This is a genomic window from Streptomyces sp. NRRL B-1347 (assembly GCF_000720325.1).
GTDB lineage: Bacteria > Actinomycetota > Actinomycetes > Streptomycetales > Streptomycetaceae > Streptomyces.
In genome coordinates, this window is sequence record NZ_JOJM01000024.1 from 168,719 (window position 1) to 188,665 (window position 19,947).

The window sequence follows — 19,947 nt, forward strand, 5'->3', positions numbered from 1 at the left end:
TCCTGATGAGCAGACGAGGAAGAAGCGCCGCCGTGGCCGCCGTGCTGGTGGCGGGCTCGGTCGTCGGGACCGGCACCACGGTGGCCGCGGAGGCGGCGGACAGCGCGGGCGAGCGCCGGTCGTACACCGGGGAGATCGACGGGGCGAAGTACCGCGTGGAGGTCCCGGAGCGCTGGAACGGGACCCTGCTGCTGTACAGCCACGGCTACTACCCCGCGGGCTGGGCACCGGAGAAGACGGCCCTGACCAACAGCGAAGAAGCCGAAGAGGCCCTGCTCGGCAAGGGCTTCGCCCTGGCGGCATCCGACTACAAGGGCACGCACGGGTACGCGGTCGCGGACGCGCTGACCGACCAGATCGCGCTGCGGGACTGGTTCGCCGAGCACGTCGGACGGCCGCAGCGCACCTTCAGCACCGGCCAGTCGATGGGCGGAACCGTCGCCACCCTGCTGGGCGAGCGGTACCCGGACCGGTTCGACGGCGTGCTTTCGATGTGCGCGGAGTACGACGGCAACGGGACCTGGAACACCACCCTGGACATGACCTACGCCCTCAAGGCACTCCTGGTGCCCGAAGCCGACCAGGACATCGACCTGGTGCGGCCGCGCGACCCCGAGCGCGGCGTCAGCGTCCTCGTGGCGGCGATCGACCGCGCCCTGGAGACCGAGCGCGGCAGGGCTCGCCTCGCCCTCGCCGGCGCGCTGGGCAACATCCCCGGGTGGTACTCCGCGCACGAGGCCCAGCCGGTGACGACCGCGGACCGCGTGCGGGCGCAGGCGCAGTGGCTGCGCAACGCGTACGTCGCGGGCACCGGCCCGCTCGGCCGGGTCGACCTGGAGCGCCGGGCGGGCGGGAACCCGACCGCCAACACCGGCGTCGACTACCGGCAGCAGCTGGCCGGTTCGGCACGGAAGGACCTGGTCCGCAAGGCGTACCGGGCCGCCGGCTCTGCCGACGCCGGTCTGGCCGCCGATCTGGCGAAGCTGAACGCCGGCACCCGGATCACGGCGGACCCGAGGGCCGTCGACTACATGAAGCGGTACACGATCACGCGCGGGACGACCCCCCGGCCCGTGGTCACGCTGCACAACACCCAGGACGGCGGCGCGGTCTCCGACCAGGCCGGGTGGTACGCCGACCAGGTCCGCCGCAACGGCGAGCCGGACAACCTCCGCCAGCTGTACGTGAACCGCGGCTCGCACTGTGCCTTCAGTGCCGCCGACGAGATCACCGCACTGGAGGCGCTGGTGGCCAAGGCCGCGACGGACCGCTGGCCCCGCACCGGTCCGCGGGCACTGAACCGGTCCGCCGGGCGCCACGAGCCGAGGCTCCAGCAGGTGCTGGACCTCGCGACGTTCGAGAAGAAGACCGTGCCCCCGGCCTTCGTCCGGTTCACCCCCGCCCGCTTCCCCCGGCCGTCCCGCTGATGAACACCGCACCACCGTCGGGGAGGCCCGGCCCATGACACCTCTTTGGCTCCTCGGACCCGCTCACCTTGATAGATTTGCCCGGATTCATGCTAGTCAGTACGCATGTCGCATCCCGGGACGCTGATCCTGATCATGGCCATGGCGGTGCTCGCCCCGCTCCTCGCGTACGCGGTCGGGCGCCGGCTCACCGTCCCCGTGGCCGTCTTCGAGATCGTCCTGGGAATCGTGATCGGTCCGGACGTGCTCGGCTGGGCCAGGCCCGACGCCGTCATCGACACGCTGTCCAGCCTGGGCCTGTCGATGCTGATCTTCCTGGCCGGGTACGAGATCGAGTTCGCGGCCGTCCGCGGTGACACGCTGCGCCGCGCCGTCGGGGCCTGGGCGGCGTCGCTCGCGGTGGCCCTCGCGATCGCGTTCGCCCTGACCGGCGCGCAGGCCACCAAGAGCTTCGTCATCGGCACCGCCCTGACCAGCACCGCGCTCGGTGCCGTGCTGCCGCTGCTGCGCGACGCGGACCTGCTGCGCGGCCGGTTCGGGACCGTGGTGATGGCGTTCGGGGCGGTCGGCGAGTTCGGGCCTGTCATCGCGATCTCGCTGCTGCTCAGCGGCCGGGCCCCAGGCGTCGCGACCGCACTGCTCGTCGCCTTCGCCGCTGTGACGGCCGCCGCCGTCTTCTGGGCGCTGCGCCCGCGGCCCCCGTGGTTCGCGCGCGTCGTCGCCAAGACCCTCCACTCCAGCGGCCAGTTCGCCGTGCGGTACGTGATGCTGCTGCTCGCCTCGATGCTCGGCCTGTCCGCCGCGTTCGGCCTCGACACCCTCCTCGGCGCGTTCGCCGCCGGGCTGCTCACGCGACTGGTCCTGCGCGGCGCCGGCGCCGAGGCGGGCGCCGAGGTCCTCGGCCGGATCGAAGCCATGGGCTTCGGCTTCCTGGTCCCTGTCTTCTTCGTCGTCACCGGCATCGGCTTCGACCTCTCGGCCCTGCTCGACGGCGGCCGTCCGCTCGCCCTCCTGCCGGTCTTCCTCCTGCTGTTCCTCCTGGTGCGCGGCGGGCCCACCTGGCTGCTGGCCCCGCGCGACCTGTCCGGGCGCGAACGCGCCGCGCTCACCCTGTACTCCTCCACCGCCCTGCCGCTCGTCGTCGCCATCACCACCATCGGCGTCGACGACGGCGTCCTGGCGTCCGGCGAAGCCGCCGCCCTGGTCGGCGCGGCCCTGCTGTCCGTCCTGGCCTTCCCGCTGCTCGCGCTCAAGGCGCTCGCCGGGCACCGGGCGGGCCCCTCCTCTCCCACCGCCGGGGCGGCCGAGACGTGGTGACGCCGCCGGCTCACGGTGGCGTCAGGGGCGGGCGCCCTCCGTGGACCGCGCCCGGGGCTCCGGTCCGCCGACGGGGGCGTCACTCCGTGCGCGGCGGATGGTGGCGTGGGCCGCCTCCGCCGTGCCGAGGCCGAGCACGATGAAGGCCGCGCCTATCGGGCCCAGCCAGTGGGGGCCCGCCCAGGCCATGCCCGCCTGGCCGACGAGCGGGGCCGCCGAGACGCCTACGTACACCATCGCCGAGGCGAGGCCCGTGAGGAGGGGGGCCGCGGCCGGGAGGGCGGTGATCAGGCGGTGGGTCTGCGGGGCCAGGAGGCCCCAGCCGCACACGCCCCAGACGAGCAACGCCACCACGGTGGACGGGAGGTGGGCGCTGGTCCACGGGAGCAGGGCGAAGTCGATCGCCGCCACCACGATCGCGGTGTTGATGACGCGGCGGCTGCCGACTCGGTCGGTCAGGCCGCCCGAGCCGAGCGTGCCGACCGTGGCCGCGAGGCCCCAGACGAAGAGCAGCACGGCCAGGGTGGTGCCGCTGCCGCCCGTCGCGCGGTCGAGGCTCTCGCTGATGAAGGAGTACACCGTGTAGAGGCCGGTGTAGACGAGGAGCGTGGTGAGCAGGGTAAGGCCGATGCGGCGGTCCGCCAGCGGGGCGAGGCGCGTGCGCAGCGGGACCGCGGGGGGCGTGGGGATCGTGGGGAGAAGCAGCGCTACGGCCGCCGCGGCGAGGACGCCGAGGGCCGACACGAACACCATGGTGAGGCGCCAGTTGCCGGTCACGCTGCCGATCGCCGTGCCGAGGGGCGAGCCGAGCGCCGTGGCCGCGCTGAGGCCCGTCATCACGGTGGCGATGGCGCGGCCGCGCCGCTCGGGCGGGGCGAGGGCCGCGGCCGCCGCGACGGCGGCCGGGGTGACCATCGCCCCGCCGAACCCGGCGAGCGCCCGTCCGGCCAGGGCCACACCGAAGTCGGGGACGAAGGCGGTCAGGAGGTTGCCCGCGGTGAAGACGGCGAACCCGGCGAGGAACAGCGGGCGCCGGGCCCTGCGCGCGGTGCACGCGGCCATGACGGGGCCGAGGACCGCGTACGTGAAGGCGTAGGCGGTGAGCAGCCATCCCGCCGTTCCCACGGACACGCCGAGCGAGTCGGCCGCGTCCGGCAGGATGCCGGCGATGACGAAGCTGTCGGTGCCGATGGCGAACATTCCGGCGGCGAGGACGAGGAGTGAGCGGTACACGGGGGACGGGACCTCCTGTGTGGGCGATGGGTGGGGCGAGTTCATTGGGATGGGCGTGGTGGGTGGGGTCGGCCGCACCGACTCCATTGATGTAACTGAATCTGTTACAACACAGGGCTCAAGAAAGGCCGGTCCGCTCGGACCGGCCCGTTGGGCGGTGGGTGGGTCAGGCGATGGTCTCCTTGAGGGTGACCGTGCCCTCGGGAGCGACCGTCTCTTTGAGCACGTCCGCGACGGTGACGTCGGCCAGTTCGGCCTTCATCGCCTCCTCCGCGCGGGCGTACGCGCCGCGAAGGACCGGCGGGATGCCGCGTCCCACCGGGCACTTCTGGTTGGGGGTCGAGGGGTGAAGGGCGAACAGCGGGTCGGGCTCGACCGCGAGGTACACGTCCCGGAGCGTGATCGACTCGGGCTCGCGGGCCAGTCGCCAGCCCGCGCCCTGGCCGCGCTGCGACACCACGAGGCCCGCGTCGCGCAGGCTGCCGAGCGTGCGGCGGATGACGACGGGATTGGTGTTGACGCTGGCGGCGATCTGGTCGGACGTCACGATGCCGTCCGGCCGCTTCGGGCAGACCAGGGCCATCCACGTCAGCGTGTGCGTGGCCACGGTCATGCGGCTGTTGGCGCTCATGGACCCTCCAGCGCTCGATTCCCCGTCACAACCGATTCTGTTACGACAGAGGCGCGGCTGTCCAGCCCTGTTCGTCGAGGAGCGCCGTGAGCTTCTTGGGGGCCAGGGCCCGATAGCTCTCCACGAGGAGTTCGGCGACCTCCGCCCAGTCCGTGGCGGCCGCGTCCAGGTGCATGCCGACCACGTTCGCGCCCCAGCCCAGGCGGAAGAAGGGGGGGCCCGCGTGCGTCAGGGCCTCGAACTCCTCGCCCCGGGCGCGGAAGGTGAGGGTCGTGGTGGGCACGGCCGCGTGGGCGTGGGTGGCGGCGGGGCGCGTGGGGTCGGTGAGGTAGACGTGGGCGAAGGTGCGGTCCCGGACGCGCCAGCGAGTGCCGGTCCAGGCCCGCTCCTCGTACGCGTCGGGGAGGCGGCCGCAGATCGCCCGCAGGCGTACGAGCGTGTCGAGGGGCACCTCGTCGTCGGGTGGCGTGGTCATCCGGGGAGTGTAGGCGGCGGGTCCGACGGCCGCAGGAAGGTGACGGTCGGGTGGTCGTGCGGGGCGAGGGACGGGGTGACGCGGGCCCGGACGCCGTAGACCTCCGCGATGAGGGGCTCGGTGATGACCTCCTCGGGCGTGCCGTGCGCGTACGCCCTGCCCTCCTTCAGGACCAGGATCTCGGCGCAGAACATCGCCGCCAGGTTGAGGTCGTGCAGGGCGATCACCGTGGTGACGGGGAGGGTCGCCACCAGGGTGAGGAGGTCCAGCTGGTGGTGGATGTCCAGGTGGTTGGTGGGCTCGTCGAGGAGGAGTTCGCGGGGCGACTGGGCCAGGGCCCGGGCGATGTGGGAGCGCTGGCGTTCGCCGCCGGAGAGGGTGTGCCAGGGCTGGTCGGCGCGGTCGGACAGGCCCGTGCGGGCCAGGGCCTCGGTGACGACCCGCTCGTCGTCGGCCGTCGCCGGCACCCAGGCGCGGCGGTGCGGGACGCGGCCCAGGCGGACGACGTCCCGTACCGTCAGGTCGACCTGGGTGTCCGCCTGTTGCTCCACCAGGGCGAGCCGGCGGGCGACCGCGCGGCGGCCCAGGTCGCGCAGCGGCTCGCCGTCGAGGGTGACCACTCCGGAGGCCGGGGTCAGGACGCCCGCGAGGAGGCGCAGGAGCGTGGACTTGCCGGAGCCGTTGGGGCCCAGGAGGCCGACCACCGTGCCCGGCCGGGGGGTCAGGGTCACGCCGTCGACGATGAGGCGGCCGCCCGCGGCCCGGGAGACCCGGTCGGCGCTGAGGCCTTCCGCGCCGGAGGCCCGGCCTGCGTCGGCGGTCCGGCTCGTGTCGGCGGTCCGGCCCGTATCGGAGGCCCGGCCCGTGTCGGCGGCCCGGCTCGTATCGGAACGCCGGTCCGTGTCGGCGGCCCGACCCGCATCGGAGGCCCGGCCCCTGTCGGAGCCCCGGCCCCCATCCGAACCCCGGCTCACGTCAGAACCCCGGCCCCCATCCGAACCCCAACCCCCCGCGCTCACCCGACCCTCCTGGTCCGATAGAGAACCGCCACGAACGCGGGCACGCCGATCAACGACGTGACCACCCCGACCGGCACCTCCTGCGGGTCCAGGAGCGTACGGGCCAGGGTGTCCACCCAGATGAGGAAGACCGCGCCGGTCAGGGCCGTCACCGGAAGGAGCCGGGCGTGGCGCGGGCCGACGAGCAGTCGGGCCGCGTGCGGCAGGGTCAGGCCGACGAAGCCGATCGCCCCGGCGGCGCTGACCAGGGCCGCCGTGAGGAGGGCCGTGGTGCACAGCAGGAGCAGCCGGACCCGGGTGACGTGCACGCCCAGGGCGGCCGCCGCGTCCTGGCCGAAGGCGAAGGCGTCGAGGGTGTGGGCCTGGGACAGGCAGATCGCCAGGGCCACGGCGAGGACCGCCGCGCACACCGCCACGTCCGTCCAGTCCGCGCCGCTCAACGAGCCGAGCAGCCAGAACAGGACGCCGCGCGTGGTCTCCGCGTCCGCCGCCGTCAGGATGACGAAGGAGGTGAGGGAGGAGAAGAGCTGCATGGCCGCGACGCCCGACAGGACCACGCGGTCCGTCGTGGCGCCCAGGGCCTGGCTGAGGAGCAGCACGAAGCCGAACGCGCACAGGGCACCGGCGAAGGCCCCGCCGGAGACCGACAGCGCTCCCCCGCCCACCCCGAGGACCACCACCGCCACCGCGCCCGTGGACGCCCCGGAGGACACGCCGAGGACGAAGGGGTCGGCGAGCGGGTTGCGCAGGAGCGACTGGAGGACCGCGCCGCACACCGCGAGGCCCGCCCCGCACACGCCCGCGAGCAGGGTGCGCGGCATGCGCAGGTTCCAGACGATGCCGTCGCGCAGCGGGGTGAGCTCCGCCTCGCCCCAGCCGAGGTGCGCGGCCACGGCGGCCCAGACGTCCGGTACGGAGATGTCGGCCGGGCCGATGGTGACGGCGCCTGCCACCGAGAGCGGCAGCGCCACCAGGCCCGCCGCCCACAGCAGGGCCGTGCGCCAGGCGCCGTACCGGAGGCGCGGACCGCCGCGGGCCCGCTCGGGTGCGGCCGTGCTCACCGCGCCAGGCCGAACTCGCGCAGCCCCGCCGCGACTTGTTCGATGCCGTCGACGGTGCGGATCGTCGGGTTCAGAGCCTGGCCGCTGAGCAGCACGTACCGCTTCTTCTTCACGGCCGTGAGGTTCTTGGTGACGGGGTTGGACTCCAGGAACGCGATCTTCTGGCGGGCGCTCTCGGCCGACTGGGCCTTGCGGGTGAGGTCGCCGATGACGAGGACGTCCGGGTCGCGATCGGCCACGGTCTCCCAGTTGACCTGGGGCCACTCGGCGCGGGTGTCGGCGAAGACGTTGCGGACGCCGAGGGTGCGGGTGATGACGCCGGGCGCGCCGCAGCAGCCCGCGATGTAGGGCGCCTTGGAGTCGGAGAACCAGTACAGGACGGACGCGTCGGACGACTTGAGCGTGCGCTTGGCCTTGGTGACGCGGGACTTGAGGTCCGCGACGAGGCGCTCGCCGCGCCGCTCCACGTGGAAGACCCGGGCCAGGTCGCGGATCTCGCCGTAGACGGTGTCCATGGTGAGCGTCTTGGTGCGGGTGCCGTCGCCGTCGCCGCTGTTGTCCTTGCCCGCGCAGTCGGTGGGCGAGACGTAGACGGGGACGCCGAGCTCGGTGAACTTGGCGCGGTCGGCGACGCCGCCCTTGCCGACGGTGTAGAGGAAGGAGGCGCTGACGAAGTCCGGCTCCTTGGAGAGGACCTTCTCCAGGGACGGGTAGCGGTCGGCGAGGCGCTCGACCTTCGCGTTCTGCTTCTTCAGGCCGGGCAGGACCGGGTCGGTCCAGGTGCCGGTGCCGGCCATGCGGTCGGCGAGGCCGAGGGAGAGCAGGATCTCCGTGGAGCCCTGGTCGAGGGAGACCGCCCGCTTGGGCGGGGCCTTGACCTCGGCCTTCTTGCCGCAGGAGGTGACCGTCACCGGGTAGCCCGCGGCCTTGGCCCCCTCGTCCTGCCGCTCGGCCGAGCCGCCGCCGCAGGCGGTGAGCAGGACGAGGCCGCCCGCCGCGAGCAGCGCGGTGAGGCGCGCCCCGGGCGCGGTGCGGGCACCGGGGGCGGTGGTGCGGGGACGGGCGGCCGCGCGGGGTGCGCGAGGGGCAAGAGGAGGCACAGGTCTTCCCGGGTCTCATGGCTCATGCGCGGAGCCTGGTCTGCGAAACCCCGCCGCCCGGCGCGCGGTCGGCGGTGCCAGCAGGTCTTCGGACTCGGGTTCGTCCGGGCGGGGCCGCCTTCCCGGATGTCCGGTGACATCCAGTGGCCGCTGGTCCCGCCCGTCCCCCTCACCGCTGCGCGTCAGTTCCGGATTCCCACCGGATTCCCTGGCCCGGGTGCGGGCGTTGACTGGCGTGCGCAAGCTATCACCCGGGCGGGCGTCACCCCTGCTCGGGGCGTGGTTCGCCGCGGTACGTACCGAAGGACCACTTGTTGCCCTCCGGGTCCGCGACGGCGAACTCGCGGCTGCCGTACGGCTGGTCCTCGATCTCGCGGACGATCCGCACGCCCGCCTCCTTGAGGCGGCGGTGGAGGGCGTCGACGTGGTCCGTGACGACGTACGCGCCGAACGTGCCCGGCTTGAGGCACCACTCGGCCGACTCCGGGTCGTACGAGCCGAGCATGACGCCGCCGCCCTCGGGCCAGTCGAGCTGGGCGTGGGCGACGCGGCCGCCGTCCTCGTACACGGCGGTGCGCAGGAAGCCGACGGTGGTGACGAGGAAGTCGATGAGCGCGGGGGCGTCGTGGGCCTGGAAGGCGGGCCAGACGTCGGGGGCGCGCAGGTTCGGGGAGGTGTGGGTGCTCTGTGCCGCTTCGGTGGTGTTCATGCCGCTCAGTCTTCGCCGTCGCGGTGTCCCCCGGCTTGGATATTCCGGCACTCCTCGGCCAGCCAGGCGCTCGGGCTCGCGCCCGTGTACTGGCGGAAGTCGCGCACCAGGTGGGAGTGGTCGTAGTAGCCGCAGTCGGCGGCGACGCGGGCGAGGTCGGCGGGGGCGCCCGCGACGACCGCGCGCACGATCCGCGCCTTCGCGTGCTGGAACCGCAGCAGCCGGGCCGCCTGCTTGGGCGTGACGCCGGTCTCGGCGCGGAACAGGGCCGAGAGGCGGCGCTCGCTGAGCGCGACGTGCGCGGCCAGGCCCCGCAGGGTGCCCGCGCCCCGGTGCCGGGCGAGCCAGGCCCAGGCCTCGGCGACCTCGGGGCGCACCGGGCCGAGGCGCCCGGCGTCGGCGGCGCGGCGCGCCAGGTAGGCGTTGAGGCAGGCGAACCGCTCGTCCCAGCCGTCGGCCGCGCACAGCCGCTCGCGGACCTCGGCGGCCATCCGGCCGAGGACGTCCGTGCCGTCGGCGACGAGCACGCCGGTCAGTTCGGCGGCCGGGAGGCCGAGGAGCGAGCGGGCCGCGAGCGGGTGCACGGCGAGCTGGATGCCCGCCTGGTGCTCGGGCTGCACGACGTACGCCGGGCTCTGGTGCAGGCCGCCCACGACGATGTCGGTGCGCACGGCGTCGGGCCCGGTGGCCTGCTCCGCGGTGCGGCCGGTGACGACGGGCCCGTCGAGCGAGAAGATCAGCGTCAGATACGGGGACGGCAGGCCGCGGTGCAGGCCCGGCGTCTCGCCGCTGGTGCGGTAGCCCACGGCGGACACGACCCTGCCGCCCTGCTCCGGCGGCAGCGGGGCGCGGACGAACTCGCGCAGTGCGGTGTCCATGGGTCCATTGTGACCGCGTACGGGACCGGGCGCGGAGTCGGCCGCTGGGTCGGCCGCGGGGTCGGGCACGGCCTCGTGCGTGCCCTCGCGGCTACCCGCTCCCCCGCGTCCCATGCCCGCCACGCACGGTGACATCGATCATGGGAATCGCCGCCGCGCGCTCGTAGCATGTCCCGCCGCTCCGCACCGGGCGGCGCACCACTTCCGAGGATCCGAGGAACGGACACCACGGCTGTACGAGCACGGAGCAGGAGCAAGCGGGTGGCCTTCGGCCTCGCGGGGGCGCTCGCGGCGGCGGTGTTCGCGGGCGGCGCGCTGTGGCCGGACGCGGGCACGGCCGACGCGCGCCAGGCGGGTGCGGAGGGCCGCGTCGCCGCCGGTCTTGAGCACTGGCCGAAGCCGGTGGCCGCCGAGCTCGGCAAGGTCATCGCCGCGAACGAGCACAAGGGCGCGTACGCCGTCTTCGACGCGGACAACACGACGTACCGCAACGACCTGGAGGAGGCGCTGCTTCCGTTCCTGGAGATGAAGGGCGTCCTGACGCGGAAGTCGATGGCCCCGTCGCTGAAGGTCATCCCGTTCAAGGACACGGCCACGCACAAGGAGAGCCTCTACAGCTACTACAACCGCCTGTGCGAGGTCGACGACCAGGTCTGCTACCCGTGGGCCGCGCAGATCTTCTCCGGCTTCACCCTGAAGACCCTCAAGGGGTACGTCGACGAGCTGCTCGCGTACGACGAGCCGATCCCGGCGACGTACTACGAGAACGGGAAGGTGACGCGGACCGAGGTCCACCGCCCGGTGCTCTCCCCCGGCATGCGGGAGCTGTACAAGTCGCTGCGCGCGCACGGGATCGAGGTGTACGTCGTGAGCGCCGCGAGCGAGGATCTGGTGCGGATGGTGCTCGCCGACCCGAAGTACGGGTACGGGGTGAAGCCGCGCAACGTCATCGGCGTCGGCCTCCAGCTGAAGGACCCGAGGACCGGCCGCGTCACCAGCGCCCGCAAGGAGATCGCCGAGGGCCGCTTCGGGCCGAAGGACCGGGCGCGCCTCGCCCGTTACGAGCTGACGCCGAACCTGTGGGCGCCGCTGACCTGGTACCAGGGCAAGCCCGCGGCGATCTCCACGTACATCGACGAGTGGAAGAAGCCCGTCCTCGTGGCCGGGGACACGCCGGTGAGCGACGGGCCGATGCTGTTCCACTCGGCGGACGTGCGGCACGGGGGCGTGCGCGTGTGGGTCAACCGCAAGGACAGCTACATGAAGCAGCTGGACGGAATGAAGCGGAAGAACGCGGCGCGCCAGCGGGAATTGGGGCAGCCGGTGACCGCCGACAAGCGGTGGCTCACTGTCACGCCGGAGCAGATCGGCTAGGCACCGCTCCCGTCCAGGCGCCGGAACGCCTTCTCGATGGTGGGCCGTTCCGCGCCGTCCGCGAGGAGGGCGTGGAGCAGCAGGCGGGCCTTGGGGGCGTCGAGGGGGCCCGCGGAGATCAGGCCGCGGGAGAGCAGGTCGGCCTCCGATCCGGGGCCGCGGTAGGTCTCGCTGAGGAGCGGGCCCGCGCCGGTGCGCGAGGCGAGGACGACGGGCATCCGGGCGGCGCGGGCCGCGAGCGGTTCGACCAGCCACTGGGGGGCGTGGCCCGCGCCGAAGGCGGCCACGACCAGGCCGTCGAAGCGGTCGTCCACCGCTTCGACGAGCTCTCCGCCGTCGCCGATGCTGAGGGTCAGCAGGGCCACGCGGACGGCGTTCCCGAGCCTCAAGGGGCGCTCCACCGTGGGTTCCTGGGGGCGCAGCAGGATCCGCGGCACGCCCTCCACCACGCGGCCGAGCGGGCCCGCGCCGGGCGAGGCGAACGTGGTGAGCGACGTCGTGTGCGCCTTGCGCGCGTGCCGGGCCGCGTGGATCTCGTCGGCGAGGACCACGAGGACGCCGAGACCCCGGCAGCGGGGGTCCGCGGCGACCGCGAGCGCGGCGGCGAGGTTCGCCGGGCCGTCCGCGCCGGGCAGGTCGGGGCGGCGCATGGCGCCCGTGACCACGATCGGGGTGCGGGGCGCGCACACCACGTCGAGCAGGAAGGCCGTCTCCTCCAGGGTGTCGGTGCCCTGGACGACCACGACGCCGTGGCCCGCGGCGGTGGCCTCGTCGACGCGCTCCGCGAGGGCGGCCAGGTCCTGGAGGGTCAGGGAGGAGCCCGGGAGCCTGCGGAAGTCGTGCAGCTCCGTCTTGACGCCTTCGGGGACGGGGACGGCGGCGAGGGTCTGGGAGCCGGTGAGGCGCGCGGCGCCGCCGCCGGAGTGGGCGGAGATGGTGCCGCCGAGGGTGAAGACGCTGACGGTTGTGGTCATGCCGGAGGCTCCCCGGGCCCGTACCGGACCGAAACCGGCGGGCGGGGTTGCGCGCGTCACACCGCCGTCCGTACCGCCCGGGGGTTCAGTACGCCGTCGTCGCCGTGAGGACCCCGGCCTCGATCGCGCCGGTCAGCGCCTTGTGGTCGGTCGCGTTCTGGGAGACGTAGCGCACGGCGAAGGCCGCGACGGCCCGGTCGAAGGTGTCGGCAGAGCCCAGGTAGGCGGCGATGGCTATGCGGTCGCCGGAGCGGGCGTGGGCGCGGGCGAGGGCGGTGCCGCAGAGCCGGGCGTAGGCGAGGAGCTCGGCGGGTTCGAGCTCGGCGATGTCCACGGAGCCCTTCATGTCGCGCAGTTGGCGCCAGTAGTACGCGCGGCCCTGCGGGCCCGTCATCCAGCCGAGGAAGATGTCGCCCGCGGCCTGCAGCAGACGCTGGCCCGCGACCACGCGGTGGCCGGGGTGGAGGTAGGGGCCGGTGGGCAGGTGCTCCTCGAGGACGGACCGCACGGCCTCCTTGATCTGGAGGAACAGCGGGTCCTCGGTGTCACGGCCGGTGAGCAGCACGATGAAGCAGCGGGTGCCGACGCTGCCGACGCCGACGACCTTACGGGCGGCGTCGACGAAGCGGTAGCGGTCGAGGAGGAGGCGGCGTTCCTCGGCGAGCGTCGAGCGGTAGTCGCCGAAGATCTTGCGCAGGGCCGCCATGTCGGGGGCGCCCGCCGGTTCGAGCAGGGGCGGGTCGTGGACGATGCGGCGGCGGTCGTCGACGACCTCGGTGAGTTTGCCGAGCGCCTGGAGGCTGGTGCGGCGGCGGGCGTGCGCGAGGCGGGCCGCGGCGCGCTCGCGGCGGCGCGCGGAGTCGATGAGGCGCAGCAGGTCGTCGGTGTCGACGCTCGCGTACCAGACGTCCAGCTCGCCCTTGCGCGCCAGGCGCCGGATGGCGGTGCGGTAGGCGGTGACGGCGGCGAGGGCCGCGTCGTGGGCCCCGTCCTCGCCCCGGCCCGTCTCGCGGGCGGCCACGGCGACGCTGGCGGCGAGGCGTTTGACGTCCCATTCGAAGGGGCCGGGGTAGGTCTCGTCGAAGTCGTTGAGGTCGAAGAGGAGCCGGCGCTCGGGCGAGGCGAACACGCCGAAGTTCAGCAGGTGCGCGTCGCCGCAGAGCTGGACGGTGAGGCCGGTGTGGCGCTGGGCGGCGAGGTCGCCCGCCATGACGGCGGCGGCCCCGCGCAGGAACGCGAACGGGGACGCGGCCATGCGGCCGTAGCGGATCGGCAGCAGGTCCTGCACGCGGTCGGCGGACTGCCGCTCCAGGACGGCCACCGGGTCGGCCCGGTCCGCCGAGGGGATCCAGGCCCCGTGCGAGGACCGGGAGGCCCGTTTGCGGGCGGCCTTGCCCCGCTCCGCACGCTCGGCCGCGGTCGTCATGAGCGGTCCCCTTTCGGCGGGGCGGGCGGGACCCCCGCGGGGCGTCCCGGGCCCACCCCTGTCCCGTACTCCCTCGACCTCCGTCTATCGCGCTTCGCGCTCGTCCTCAATCGCCGGACGGGCTTGATGGGCCAAGAGCAGCCAATGCCGAAGCGCGGGGGCGCGCATGTCCGATTAGGCCGAGCGGGTGACGCCGTCACAGCACGTCAGAACACATCGGAGCACGTCAGGGCGCGTCAGGGCGGGCCCTGTGCCGTGGCCCAGCGGGCGATCCGGCGTGCGAGGGGTCCGGCCGCGCGGGTCCAGGCGAAGTGGTCGAGGCGGGCGCCCGCCTCGCGCTCCGTGTAGCGCCACCGGGTGACGCGGGCGGCGGCGGCCTTGCCGACCAGGTGGTCCATGGCGGATGCCGGAGCGTACGTGTCGTTCTCGACGCAGACGGCGAGCACCGGGACGTCCAGGGCGCGCAGCGCGGATTCGTAGTCCCGTGCGGAGCCCGTGGGGCGGTAGCGGCCGGTGCGGCCCTGGCGCGCCCAGTCCCGCATGACGCCCGTGGCCTGGTCGCCGCCGAAGCCGAAGCGGGTGCCGGGCCAGCGGCCCAGGAGCGTCGCGGTGGCCGCGATGAGGGTGGTGACGAGGAGCAGCGCGGGGGCGCGCAGGGTGCCGTAGGCGCGGTACCAGACGGTGCCGGAGGCGACGAGCGCGACGCCGTCGACGGGGCCGGGCCGGGCGGCGGCGTGCAGCAGGGCGAGCTGCCCGCCGAGGCTGTGGCCGAGCAGGAACAGCGGCGCGTCCGGGCCGAGTTCGGCGCGCACGGCGTCGACCATCGCGCCGAGGTCCTCTTCGAGGATCACGCGGTAGCCGTGGTCGCGGGCGGCGGCGTCCCTGACGTGCGGGGTGCTCTCGCCCTGGCCGCGCAGGTCGACGGTCAGGGCGGTGAGCCCCGCGGCGTGCAACTCGCGGGCGAAGTGGCGGTAGAAGCGGGCGGGGGTGCCCATGGCGGGCACCACGAGGACCGCGGGGGCGGTGGGGTCGGCGCGCAGGCCGCGCACCGCGAAGCGGGTGCCGTCCGGCAGGTCGACCGTGGTCAGGGGCGGCAACTCCCCGGCGGAACGGGGCCCGTTGACGAGGCTGGGCGGCTGGGTCATGGGGATCAGTATGACCGGACCCTGACAGCGCGCCCCGCCCCCGGACCCATCGGCCGGAGGGGGACGGGGCGCGGGGCGCGCCGCCGGGATCAGCGGTTGTAGCGCATGAAGGCGCGCACCATGTGGCACGTGGTGTCGGACGGGGGGTGGATGCCCACCGTCTCCGCCATCGTGCGTATCCGTACGTTGCTCGCCTGGTTCGGCACGTAGACGCCCGCGTCGAGCAGGGCGATGGCCAGGCGCATGGCCTTGAGGCGGCGGTTGTGCGTGATGTACCACTCGCGGGGGCGGCCGGGCGGCAGGGGGTGCTTCTCCAGGGGGACATACGGCACGTCGAGCAGCGGCTGCTTGGCCGGGCACGGGGTGCGTCGGGAAGAGGTGCGGTTACGGGAGCGGGCGGTCGGCTTGGCGGGCGCGGACGGGACTGCGGCAGCGGGCACGGACATCCTCCTGTCGCGGTTCGGAAACCCTCGCGGGCCCCTTCGAACATTGCTTCCATTCTACGTGCCGGCACTGACAACGGCCCGTGCTCAGAATCGCAATCCTCCCTGGCCAGAGGGGGTTTGAGGGGGCGTGGGGCGGATGGTTCGGAGGTAGCGTGCGGGCATGGAGATCTGGATCAACCCCGCCTGTTCGAAGTGCCGCAGCGCGCTGACGCTGCTCGACGCGGAGGGCGCCGCGTACACGGTGCGCCGCTATCTGGAGGACGTGCCCACCGCCGACGAGATCCGCGACGTGCTCGGCAGGCTCGGCCTCGAACCCTGGGACATCACCCGCACCCAGGAGGCCGCCGCCAAGGAGCTCGACCTGAAGGACCGCGCCCGCTGGCCCCGCGACGACTCCGGCCGCGAGGCGTGGATCAAGGCGCTCGCCGCGCACCCCAAGCTCATCCAGCGGCCCATCATCACGGCGGACGACGGCACGGCGGTGGTGGCCCGCACGGAGGAGGCGGTGCGGGACGCGCTCGGCCGTTAGCCGCCCGACCGAGCGACAAGAGCGGGCAAACCTTTACGAATCCCTGCGTATCGGTACGTAGGGTGGAGCGCTCCACCCGGGCCGGACCGGCGGCGCGGGACGAGTGAAGGGAGCGCGCCGTGCGGAGCTGGCTGGCCGGGGGTGTGTACGGCACGGTTCTGGCGAGCGCGCTGCTCGCCGCCCTGCAGTCCGAGGGCGAGCGGTTCACGCCGTACTACGACGCCGCCTGGGTCATGGTCACCGCGGGCACGGCGGCGCTCGCGCACGGCTACGCCCACCACATGGCCACGCACGAGCCGGGCAGCGGCAGCCACCGCTGGCGCCGGCTCGGCTGGGCGCTGGCCGACGAGTGGCCGGTGGTCATCGCCTGCTGGCCGACCGTCGCGCTCCTCGTCCTGGCCGGGATCATGGACTGGCCGGAGAAGAGCGTCACGTACGCGGGGCTCACCCTGAACGCGGCGCTGCTCTTCGGCTGGGGCACCTTCGCCGCACTGCGCTCCGGCTACCGCAGACGCTCGGCCGTGCTCATCGGCGTCGCCGACGCGGCGATCGGGCTGCTGATCGCGGCGGCCAACGCGGTGATCAAGTAGCGCGGCGCCCGGCCCGGACCGGCCCCGCGAGGTGATCTGCGCCACTCCCGCCCCAGGTAACACGGGGTTCACATACGGGCAACGGACGGGAAATCGCGCGTTGACAGGCTGCCGTCATCGCCACGGCCCGCAGCACCCGCACGACTGCGCCGTACCAAGTGTTTTAAGGATGAGGCCCGTGACCTTCAAGGCTGAGTACATCTGGATCGACGGCACCGAGCCGACCGCCAAGCTCCGTTCGAAGACCAAGATCCTCACCGATGACGCGCAGGGCGCCGAGCTCCCCCTGTGGGGCTTCGACGGCTCGTCCACCAACCAGGCCGAGGGCCACGCCTCCGACCGCGTCCTGAAGCCGGTCTTCACCTGCCCGGACCCGATCCGCGGCGGCGCCGACATCCTGGTCCTGTGCGAGGTCCTGAACACGGACATGACGCCGCACTCCTCCAACACGCGGGCCGAGCTCGCCGAGGTCGCGGAGCGGTTCGCGGCGCAGGAGCCGATCTTCGGCATCGAGCAGGAGTACACCTTCTTCGAGGGCGACCGCCCGCTCGGCTTCCCGGCCGGCGGCTTCCCCGCCGCGCAGGGCGGCTACTACTGCGGCGTCGGCTCGGACGAGATCTTCGGCCGTGACGTCGTCGAGGCGCACCTGGAGAACTGCCTGAAGGCCGGTCTCGGCATCTCCGGCATCAACGCCGAGGTCATGCCCGGCCAGTGGGAGTTCCAGGTCGGCCCGCTCGCCCCGCTCGAGGTCTCCGACCAGCTGTGGGTGGCCCGCTGGCTGCTCTACCGCACGGCCGAGGACTTCAAGGTCTCCGCCACCCTCGACCCCAAGCCGGTCAAGGGCGACTGGAACGGCGCGGGCGCGCACACGAACTTCTCCACCAAGGCCATGCGCGAGGGCTACGACGCGATCATCACCGCGTGCGAGTCGCTCGGCGAGGGCTCCAAGCCGATGGACCACGTCAAGAACTACGGCGCGGGCATCGACGACCGTCTCACCGGCCTGCACGAGACCGCCCCGTGGAACGAGTACTCGTACGGCGTCTCCGACCGCGGCGCATCGGTCCGCATCCCGTGGCAGGTCGAGAAGGACGGCAAGGGCTACATCGAGGACCGCCGCCCGAACGCGAACGTCGACCCGTACGTGGTGACGCGTCTGCTCGTCGACACCTGCTGCTCCGCCCTGGAGAAGGCCGACCAGGTCTGATCGAGTCTGACCCTTTCCATGCCGTTCTGTCTGGTTCCGGCCGGACCCCGAGGGGCGCCCACCGAATCGGCGGGCGCCCTTTCGTGCTGCGCAACGCCCCTTGCGGCGGGGCCCAGTTCACGCCACCAGGGCGCCAAGACTTCGTATCAGCAGGTGAGAGGAGTCAGCCGGACCCGCTCCCATCTGCTTCAATGGGAGGCATGGGCAGCTTCCAGAACATCGCGACGGGTCATCATGACCTCGAGCCCTTCTGGCCTTCCCGGCAGCACCATGACTTCGACCGGGTGTGTTGCCGCGCGCTGAACGCGCGGGCCCTCTAAAGCCGTTCACCCGGCCTCCGGCCTGACGCGCACGACGTACGTCCTCGACGACTCCCAAGCGCGAAAGAGCTGACTCATGGCGAACTCCCGTTCCTTCACCGCTGCCAAGGCCGCCGCCACCGCCACGGCCGCACCCGTGCAGACCGCCACCCGCATCGCCGCTCCCTCGGCACGCGGGCGGCTGCGCGCGGTCGCGCCCGACGAGGTGGCACAGATCGCCGACCTCACCGACTTCTCGGGCTTCCTGCCGCCCGGCGCGACGCTCCTGCCCGCGCCGCAGCACACCCTGCCCGCGCTGCCGGGCCAGCCGCCGATGATCGGCTATCTGGTCCTGCTGCCCGCGGGCCAGGAGCACCTCGCGTCCGTCACGCCCGACCCCGAGCAGACGCCGGGGGCCGGGGGCGAGGGGCCCGTGCGGATCGACACCGCGCGGCGCTCCGCGCACGTCGACGGGCACCAGCTCGACCTCACGTACCTGGAGTTCGAGCTGCTCGCGCACCTCGTCGCGCACCCGCACCGGGTGCACACGCGCGACCAGCTGGTGACGACGGTGTGGGGCTACGGCCACGTGGGCGACGGGCGGACCGTCGACGTCCACGTGGCCCGGCTCCGGCGCAAGCTCGGGGCCGAGCACCGCAGGACGATCCAGACGGTGCGGCGCGTGGGCTACAAGTACGCGCCGCCGACCGCGGGCTGACCCCCCCGGTCCTCGGCCGGTCCTCCGGCCGGTTCTCCTGCCGTTTCTTCTGCTGGCGGAATCCTGTTCCCGTACGGCGGGCCCGGCGTGCAGAGTCGGATCATGAGACTTCTGATGCTCGGTGGTACGGAATTCGTGGGGCGGGCCGTCACGGAGGCCGCGCTCGCGCGCGGCTGGGACGTGACGGTCTGCCACCGCGGGCGGCACCCGGCCCCCGCGGGCACCCGGTCGGTCCGCATCGACCGTACGACGCCCGACGGGCTCGCCGCGCTCGCCGCCGCCGACGGCACCTGGGACGCCGTCGTCGACACCTGGTCCGGGGCGCCGCGGGCCGTGCGTGACGCCGCGCGACTGCTCGCGGGGCGCGCCGGACGGTACGCGTACGTGTCCAGCGCCTCGGTGTACCGCTACCCCGGCGAGGCCGGATCGGACGAGTCGTTCCCCGTCGTGGACGGCGATCCGGACGCGGACGCTGTGGCGTACGCGGAGGACAAGCGGGGCGGGGAGCTCGCCGCCGGCGCCGCCTTCGGGGCGGAGCGGACGCTGCTCGTGCGGGCCGGGCTCATCCTCGGTCCGTACGAGAACATCGGACGCCTGCCGTGGTGGCTGAACCGGGTCGCGCGGGGCGGTCCCGTGCTCGCGCCCGGACCGCGGGACGCGGGCATCCAGTACATCGACGTGCGGGACCTCGCCCGGTGGACGCTCGACGCGGTGGCGGCCGGGCGCCACGGGCCCTACAACCTCGTGTGCCCCCAGGGGCACGCCACGATGGGCGACCTGCTCGAAGCCTGTGTGGAGGTGGCCGGGGGGCCGGGGGCCGAGCTGCGGTGGACGGCGCCCGACGCCGTGCTCGGGGCGGGGATCGAGCCGTGGTCGGAGCTGCCGGTGTGGCTGCCGCCGGGGGAGCTGTACGACACGATGCACGACACGAGTGCGGTGAAGTCCGGGGTGCGGTGCCGACCTCTGGCCGCCACCGTCGCCGACACCTGGACCTGGCTCCAGGGCCTCGGCGGGGTGGCACCCCACCGCCCCGACCGGCCCGAGGTGGGCCTGCCTCCGGCCAAGGAGGCGACGGCTCTGGCATGACGACGGCCTGACGCTCGGGTGCGGCCCCACCCGGGCCTCCCTCCGCGTGCGCGGGGAGGCCTCACTCGCCTTGCGGGACGATTGCCCACGGCGGGGTGGGGACGGGCGCCGGCCCCACCCCGCCAGGCCTCGCGCGGGGCGCCCCCTCCTGGCCAGGGCACGTGGCCCCGAGGCGGGGGCGGCCCACCCGCCGGGGCGGTCCCACCCGCTGCCCTCCTGCCCGGGCACGTTGCCCCCGAGGCGGGGGCGCCCACCCGCGACCCCGGCCACACAGGGCCGCGCTGCGCGCCGCCGGGATGGACC

20 protein-coding genes and 1 riboswitch are annotated in these 19,947 nt (G+C 73.9%); of the genes, 8 read left to right on the forward strand and 12 right to left on the reverse strand.

The genetic code is table 11. The annotated features are described in order from the left end of the window. Positions 1 to 5: 5 nt before the first annotated feature. Together IG74_RS0121720 and IG74_RS0121725 are read left to right on the forward strand one after the other, a co-directional pair. Entirely contained in the window at positions 6 to 1,427 is a 1,422-nt protein-coding gene (locus tag IG74_RS0121720) for a DUF6351 family protein (protein WP_158857719.1), read from the forward strand. A 105-nt stretch (positions 1,428 to 1,532) separates the two neighbouring features. Beyond that, positions 1,533 to 2,744 carry a cation:proton antiporter gene (locus IG74_RS0121725; protein ID WP_030679700.1) on the forward strand — a complete coding sequence of 404 codons (1,212 nt, stop codon included), beginning with the start codon at positions 1,533 to 1,535 and terminating at the stop codon, positions 2,742 to 2,744. 21 nt (positions 2,745 to 2,765) lie between these two features. Here the strand turns inward: IG74_RS0121725 and IG74_RS0121730 are convergent, their stop codons facing one another. The 8 genes from IG74_RS0121730 to IG74_RS0121765 all read right to left on the reverse strand — a co-directional run bounded on the left by IG74_RS0121730 (position 2,766) and on the right by IG74_RS0121765 (position 9,850). Further along, a complete protein-coding gene (locus IG74_RS0121730) occupies positions 2,766 to 3,977 on the reverse strand; it encodes an MFS transporter (RefSeq protein WP_051855116.1) in 1,212 nt (403 codons plus the stop codon). Positions 3,978 to 4,143: 166 nt separating this feature from the next. After that, the gene (locus IG74_RS0121735; RefSeq protein WP_051855118.1) at positions 4,144 to 4,608 is read right to left on the reverse strand and encodes an Rrf2 family transcriptional regulator; all 465 of its coding nucleotides are present in this window, start codon (positions 4,606 to 4,608) and stop codon (positions 4,144 to 4,146) included. 40 nt (positions 4,609 to 4,648) lie between these two features. Continuing rightward, positions 4,649 to 5,083, reverse strand: coding sequence for an MmcQ/YjbR family DNA-binding protein (locus tag IG74_RS0121740; protein WP_030679708.1), 435 nt, complete (start codon positions 5,081 to 5,083; stop codon positions 4,649 to 4,651). After that, the gene (locus IG74_RS0121745; RefSeq protein WP_420709929.1) at positions 5,080 to 5,814 is read right to left on the reverse strand and encodes an ABC transporter ATP-binding protein; all 735 of its coding nucleotides are present in this window, start codon (positions 5,812 to 5,814) and stop codon (positions 5,080 to 5,082) included. Before IG74_RS0121745 ends, IG74_RS0121740 begins: the two co-directional genes overlap by 4 nt. A gap of 284 nt (positions 5,815 to 6,098) precedes the next feature. Next, positions 6,099 to 7,163, reverse strand: a complete 1,065-nt coding sequence (locus tag IG74_RS0121750; RefSeq protein WP_030679715.1) for an iron chelate uptake ABC transporter family permease subunit — start codon at positions 7,161 to 7,163, stop codon at positions 6,099 to 6,101. Beyond that, entirely contained in the window at positions 7,160 to 8,167 is a 1,008-nt protein-coding gene (locus IG74_RS0121755) for an ABC transporter substrate-binding protein (protein WP_030679717.1), read from the reverse strand. Before IG74_RS0121755 ends, IG74_RS0121750 begins: the two co-directional genes overlap by 4 nt. A 178-nt stretch (positions 8,168 to 8,345) precedes the next feature. Beyond that, positions 8,346 to 8,473: riboswitch (cobalamin riboswitch) on the reverse strand. A gap of 52 nt (positions 8,474 to 8,525) precedes the next feature. Then, positions 8,526 to 8,972, reverse strand: coding sequence for a VOC family protein (locus IG74_RS0121760; RefSeq protein WP_051855119.1), 447 nt, complete (start codon positions 8,970 to 8,972; stop codon positions 8,526 to 8,528). A gap of 5 nt (positions 8,973 to 8,977) precedes the next feature. Beyond that, positions 8,978 to 9,850 (reverse strand): AraC family transcriptional regulator, encoded by an 873-nt coding sequence (locus tag IG74_RS0121765; RefSeq protein ID WP_030679722.1) that lies wholly within the window; start codon positions 9,848 to 9,850, stop codon positions 8,978 to 8,980. A 261-nt stretch (positions 9,851 to 10,111) separates the two neighbouring features. Between IG74_RS0121765 and IG74_RS0121770 the strand changes: the two genes are divergently transcribed. Further along, complete coding sequence (locus tag IG74_RS0121770; RefSeq protein ID WP_199818872.1) at positions 10,112 to 11,224, forward strand: HAD family hydrolase; 1,113 nt, start codon at positions 10,112 to 10,114, stop codon at positions 11,222 to 11,224. Here IG74_RS0121770 and IG74_RS0121775 read toward each other — a convergent pair. The 4 genes from IG74_RS0121775 to IG74_RS0121790 form a co-directional block, all read right to left on the reverse strand. Further along, a complete protein-coding gene (locus IG74_RS0121775; protein WP_030679728.1) occupies positions 11,221 to 12,198 on the reverse strand; it encodes an asparaginase in 978 nt (325 codons plus the stop codon). The two genes, IG74_RS0121770 and IG74_RS0121775, sit on opposite strands and share 4 nt — an antisense overlap. A gap of 85 nt (positions 12,199 to 12,283) precedes the next feature. After that, a complete protein-coding gene (locus tag IG74_RS0121780; protein WP_030679731.1) occupies positions 12,284 to 13,624 on the reverse strand; it encodes a DUF2252 domain-containing protein in 1,341 nt (446 codons plus the stop codon). Positions 13,625 to 13,860: 236 nt separating this feature from the next. Beyond that, entirely contained in the window at positions 13,861 to 14,769 is a 909-nt protein-coding gene (locus IG74_RS0121785) for an alpha/beta fold hydrolase (protein WP_078868941.1), read from the reverse strand. An 89-nt stretch (positions 14,770 to 14,858) separates the two neighbouring features. Continuing rightward, positions 14,859 to 15,215 carry a hypothetical protein gene (locus IG74_RS0121790; RefSeq protein ID WP_030679737.1) on the reverse strand — a complete coding sequence of 119 codons (357 nt, stop codon included), beginning with the start codon at positions 15,213 to 15,215 and terminating at the stop codon, positions 14,859 to 14,861. Between the two features lie 160 nt (positions 15,216 to 15,375). Between IG74_RS0121790 and IG74_RS0121795 the strand changes: the two genes are divergently transcribed. The 5 genes from IG74_RS0121795 (at position 15,376) to IG74_RS0121820 (ending at position 19,644) form a co-directional block, all read left to right on the forward strand. Then, the gene (locus IG74_RS0121795; RefSeq protein WP_030679739.1) at positions 15,376 to 15,744 is read left to right on the forward strand and encodes an arsenate reductase family protein; all 369 of its coding nucleotides are present in this window, start codon (positions 15,376 to 15,378) and stop codon (positions 15,742 to 15,744) included. A 119-nt stretch (positions 15,745 to 15,863) separates the two neighbouring features. Then, positions 15,864 to 16,334, forward strand: a complete 471-nt coding sequence (locus tag IG74_RS0121800) for a hypothetical protein (protein WP_030679741.1) — start codon at positions 15,864 to 15,866, stop codon at positions 16,332 to 16,334. 178 nt (positions 16,335 to 16,512) lie between these two features. Next, entirely contained in the window at positions 16,513 to 17,541 is a 1,029-nt protein-coding gene (gene glnII / locus IG74_RS0121805) for a glutamine synthetase (RefSeq protein ID WP_030679745.1), read from the forward strand. A 396-nt stretch (positions 17,542 to 17,937) separates the two neighbouring features. After that, positions 17,938 to 18,558, forward strand: a complete 621-nt coding sequence (locus IG74_RS0121815; RefSeq protein ID WP_030679748.1) for a winged helix-turn-helix domain-containing protein — start codon at positions 17,938 to 17,940, stop codon at positions 18,556 to 18,558. Between the two features lie 102 nt (positions 18,559 to 18,660). After that, on the forward strand, positions 18,661 to 19,644 hold the full coding sequence (locus IG74_RS0121820) for an NAD-dependent epimerase/dehydratase family protein (RefSeq protein ID WP_078868947.1): 984 nt from the start codon (positions 18,661 to 18,663) through the stop codon (positions 19,642 to 19,644). Positions 19,645 to 19,947: the final 303 nt, after the last annotated feature.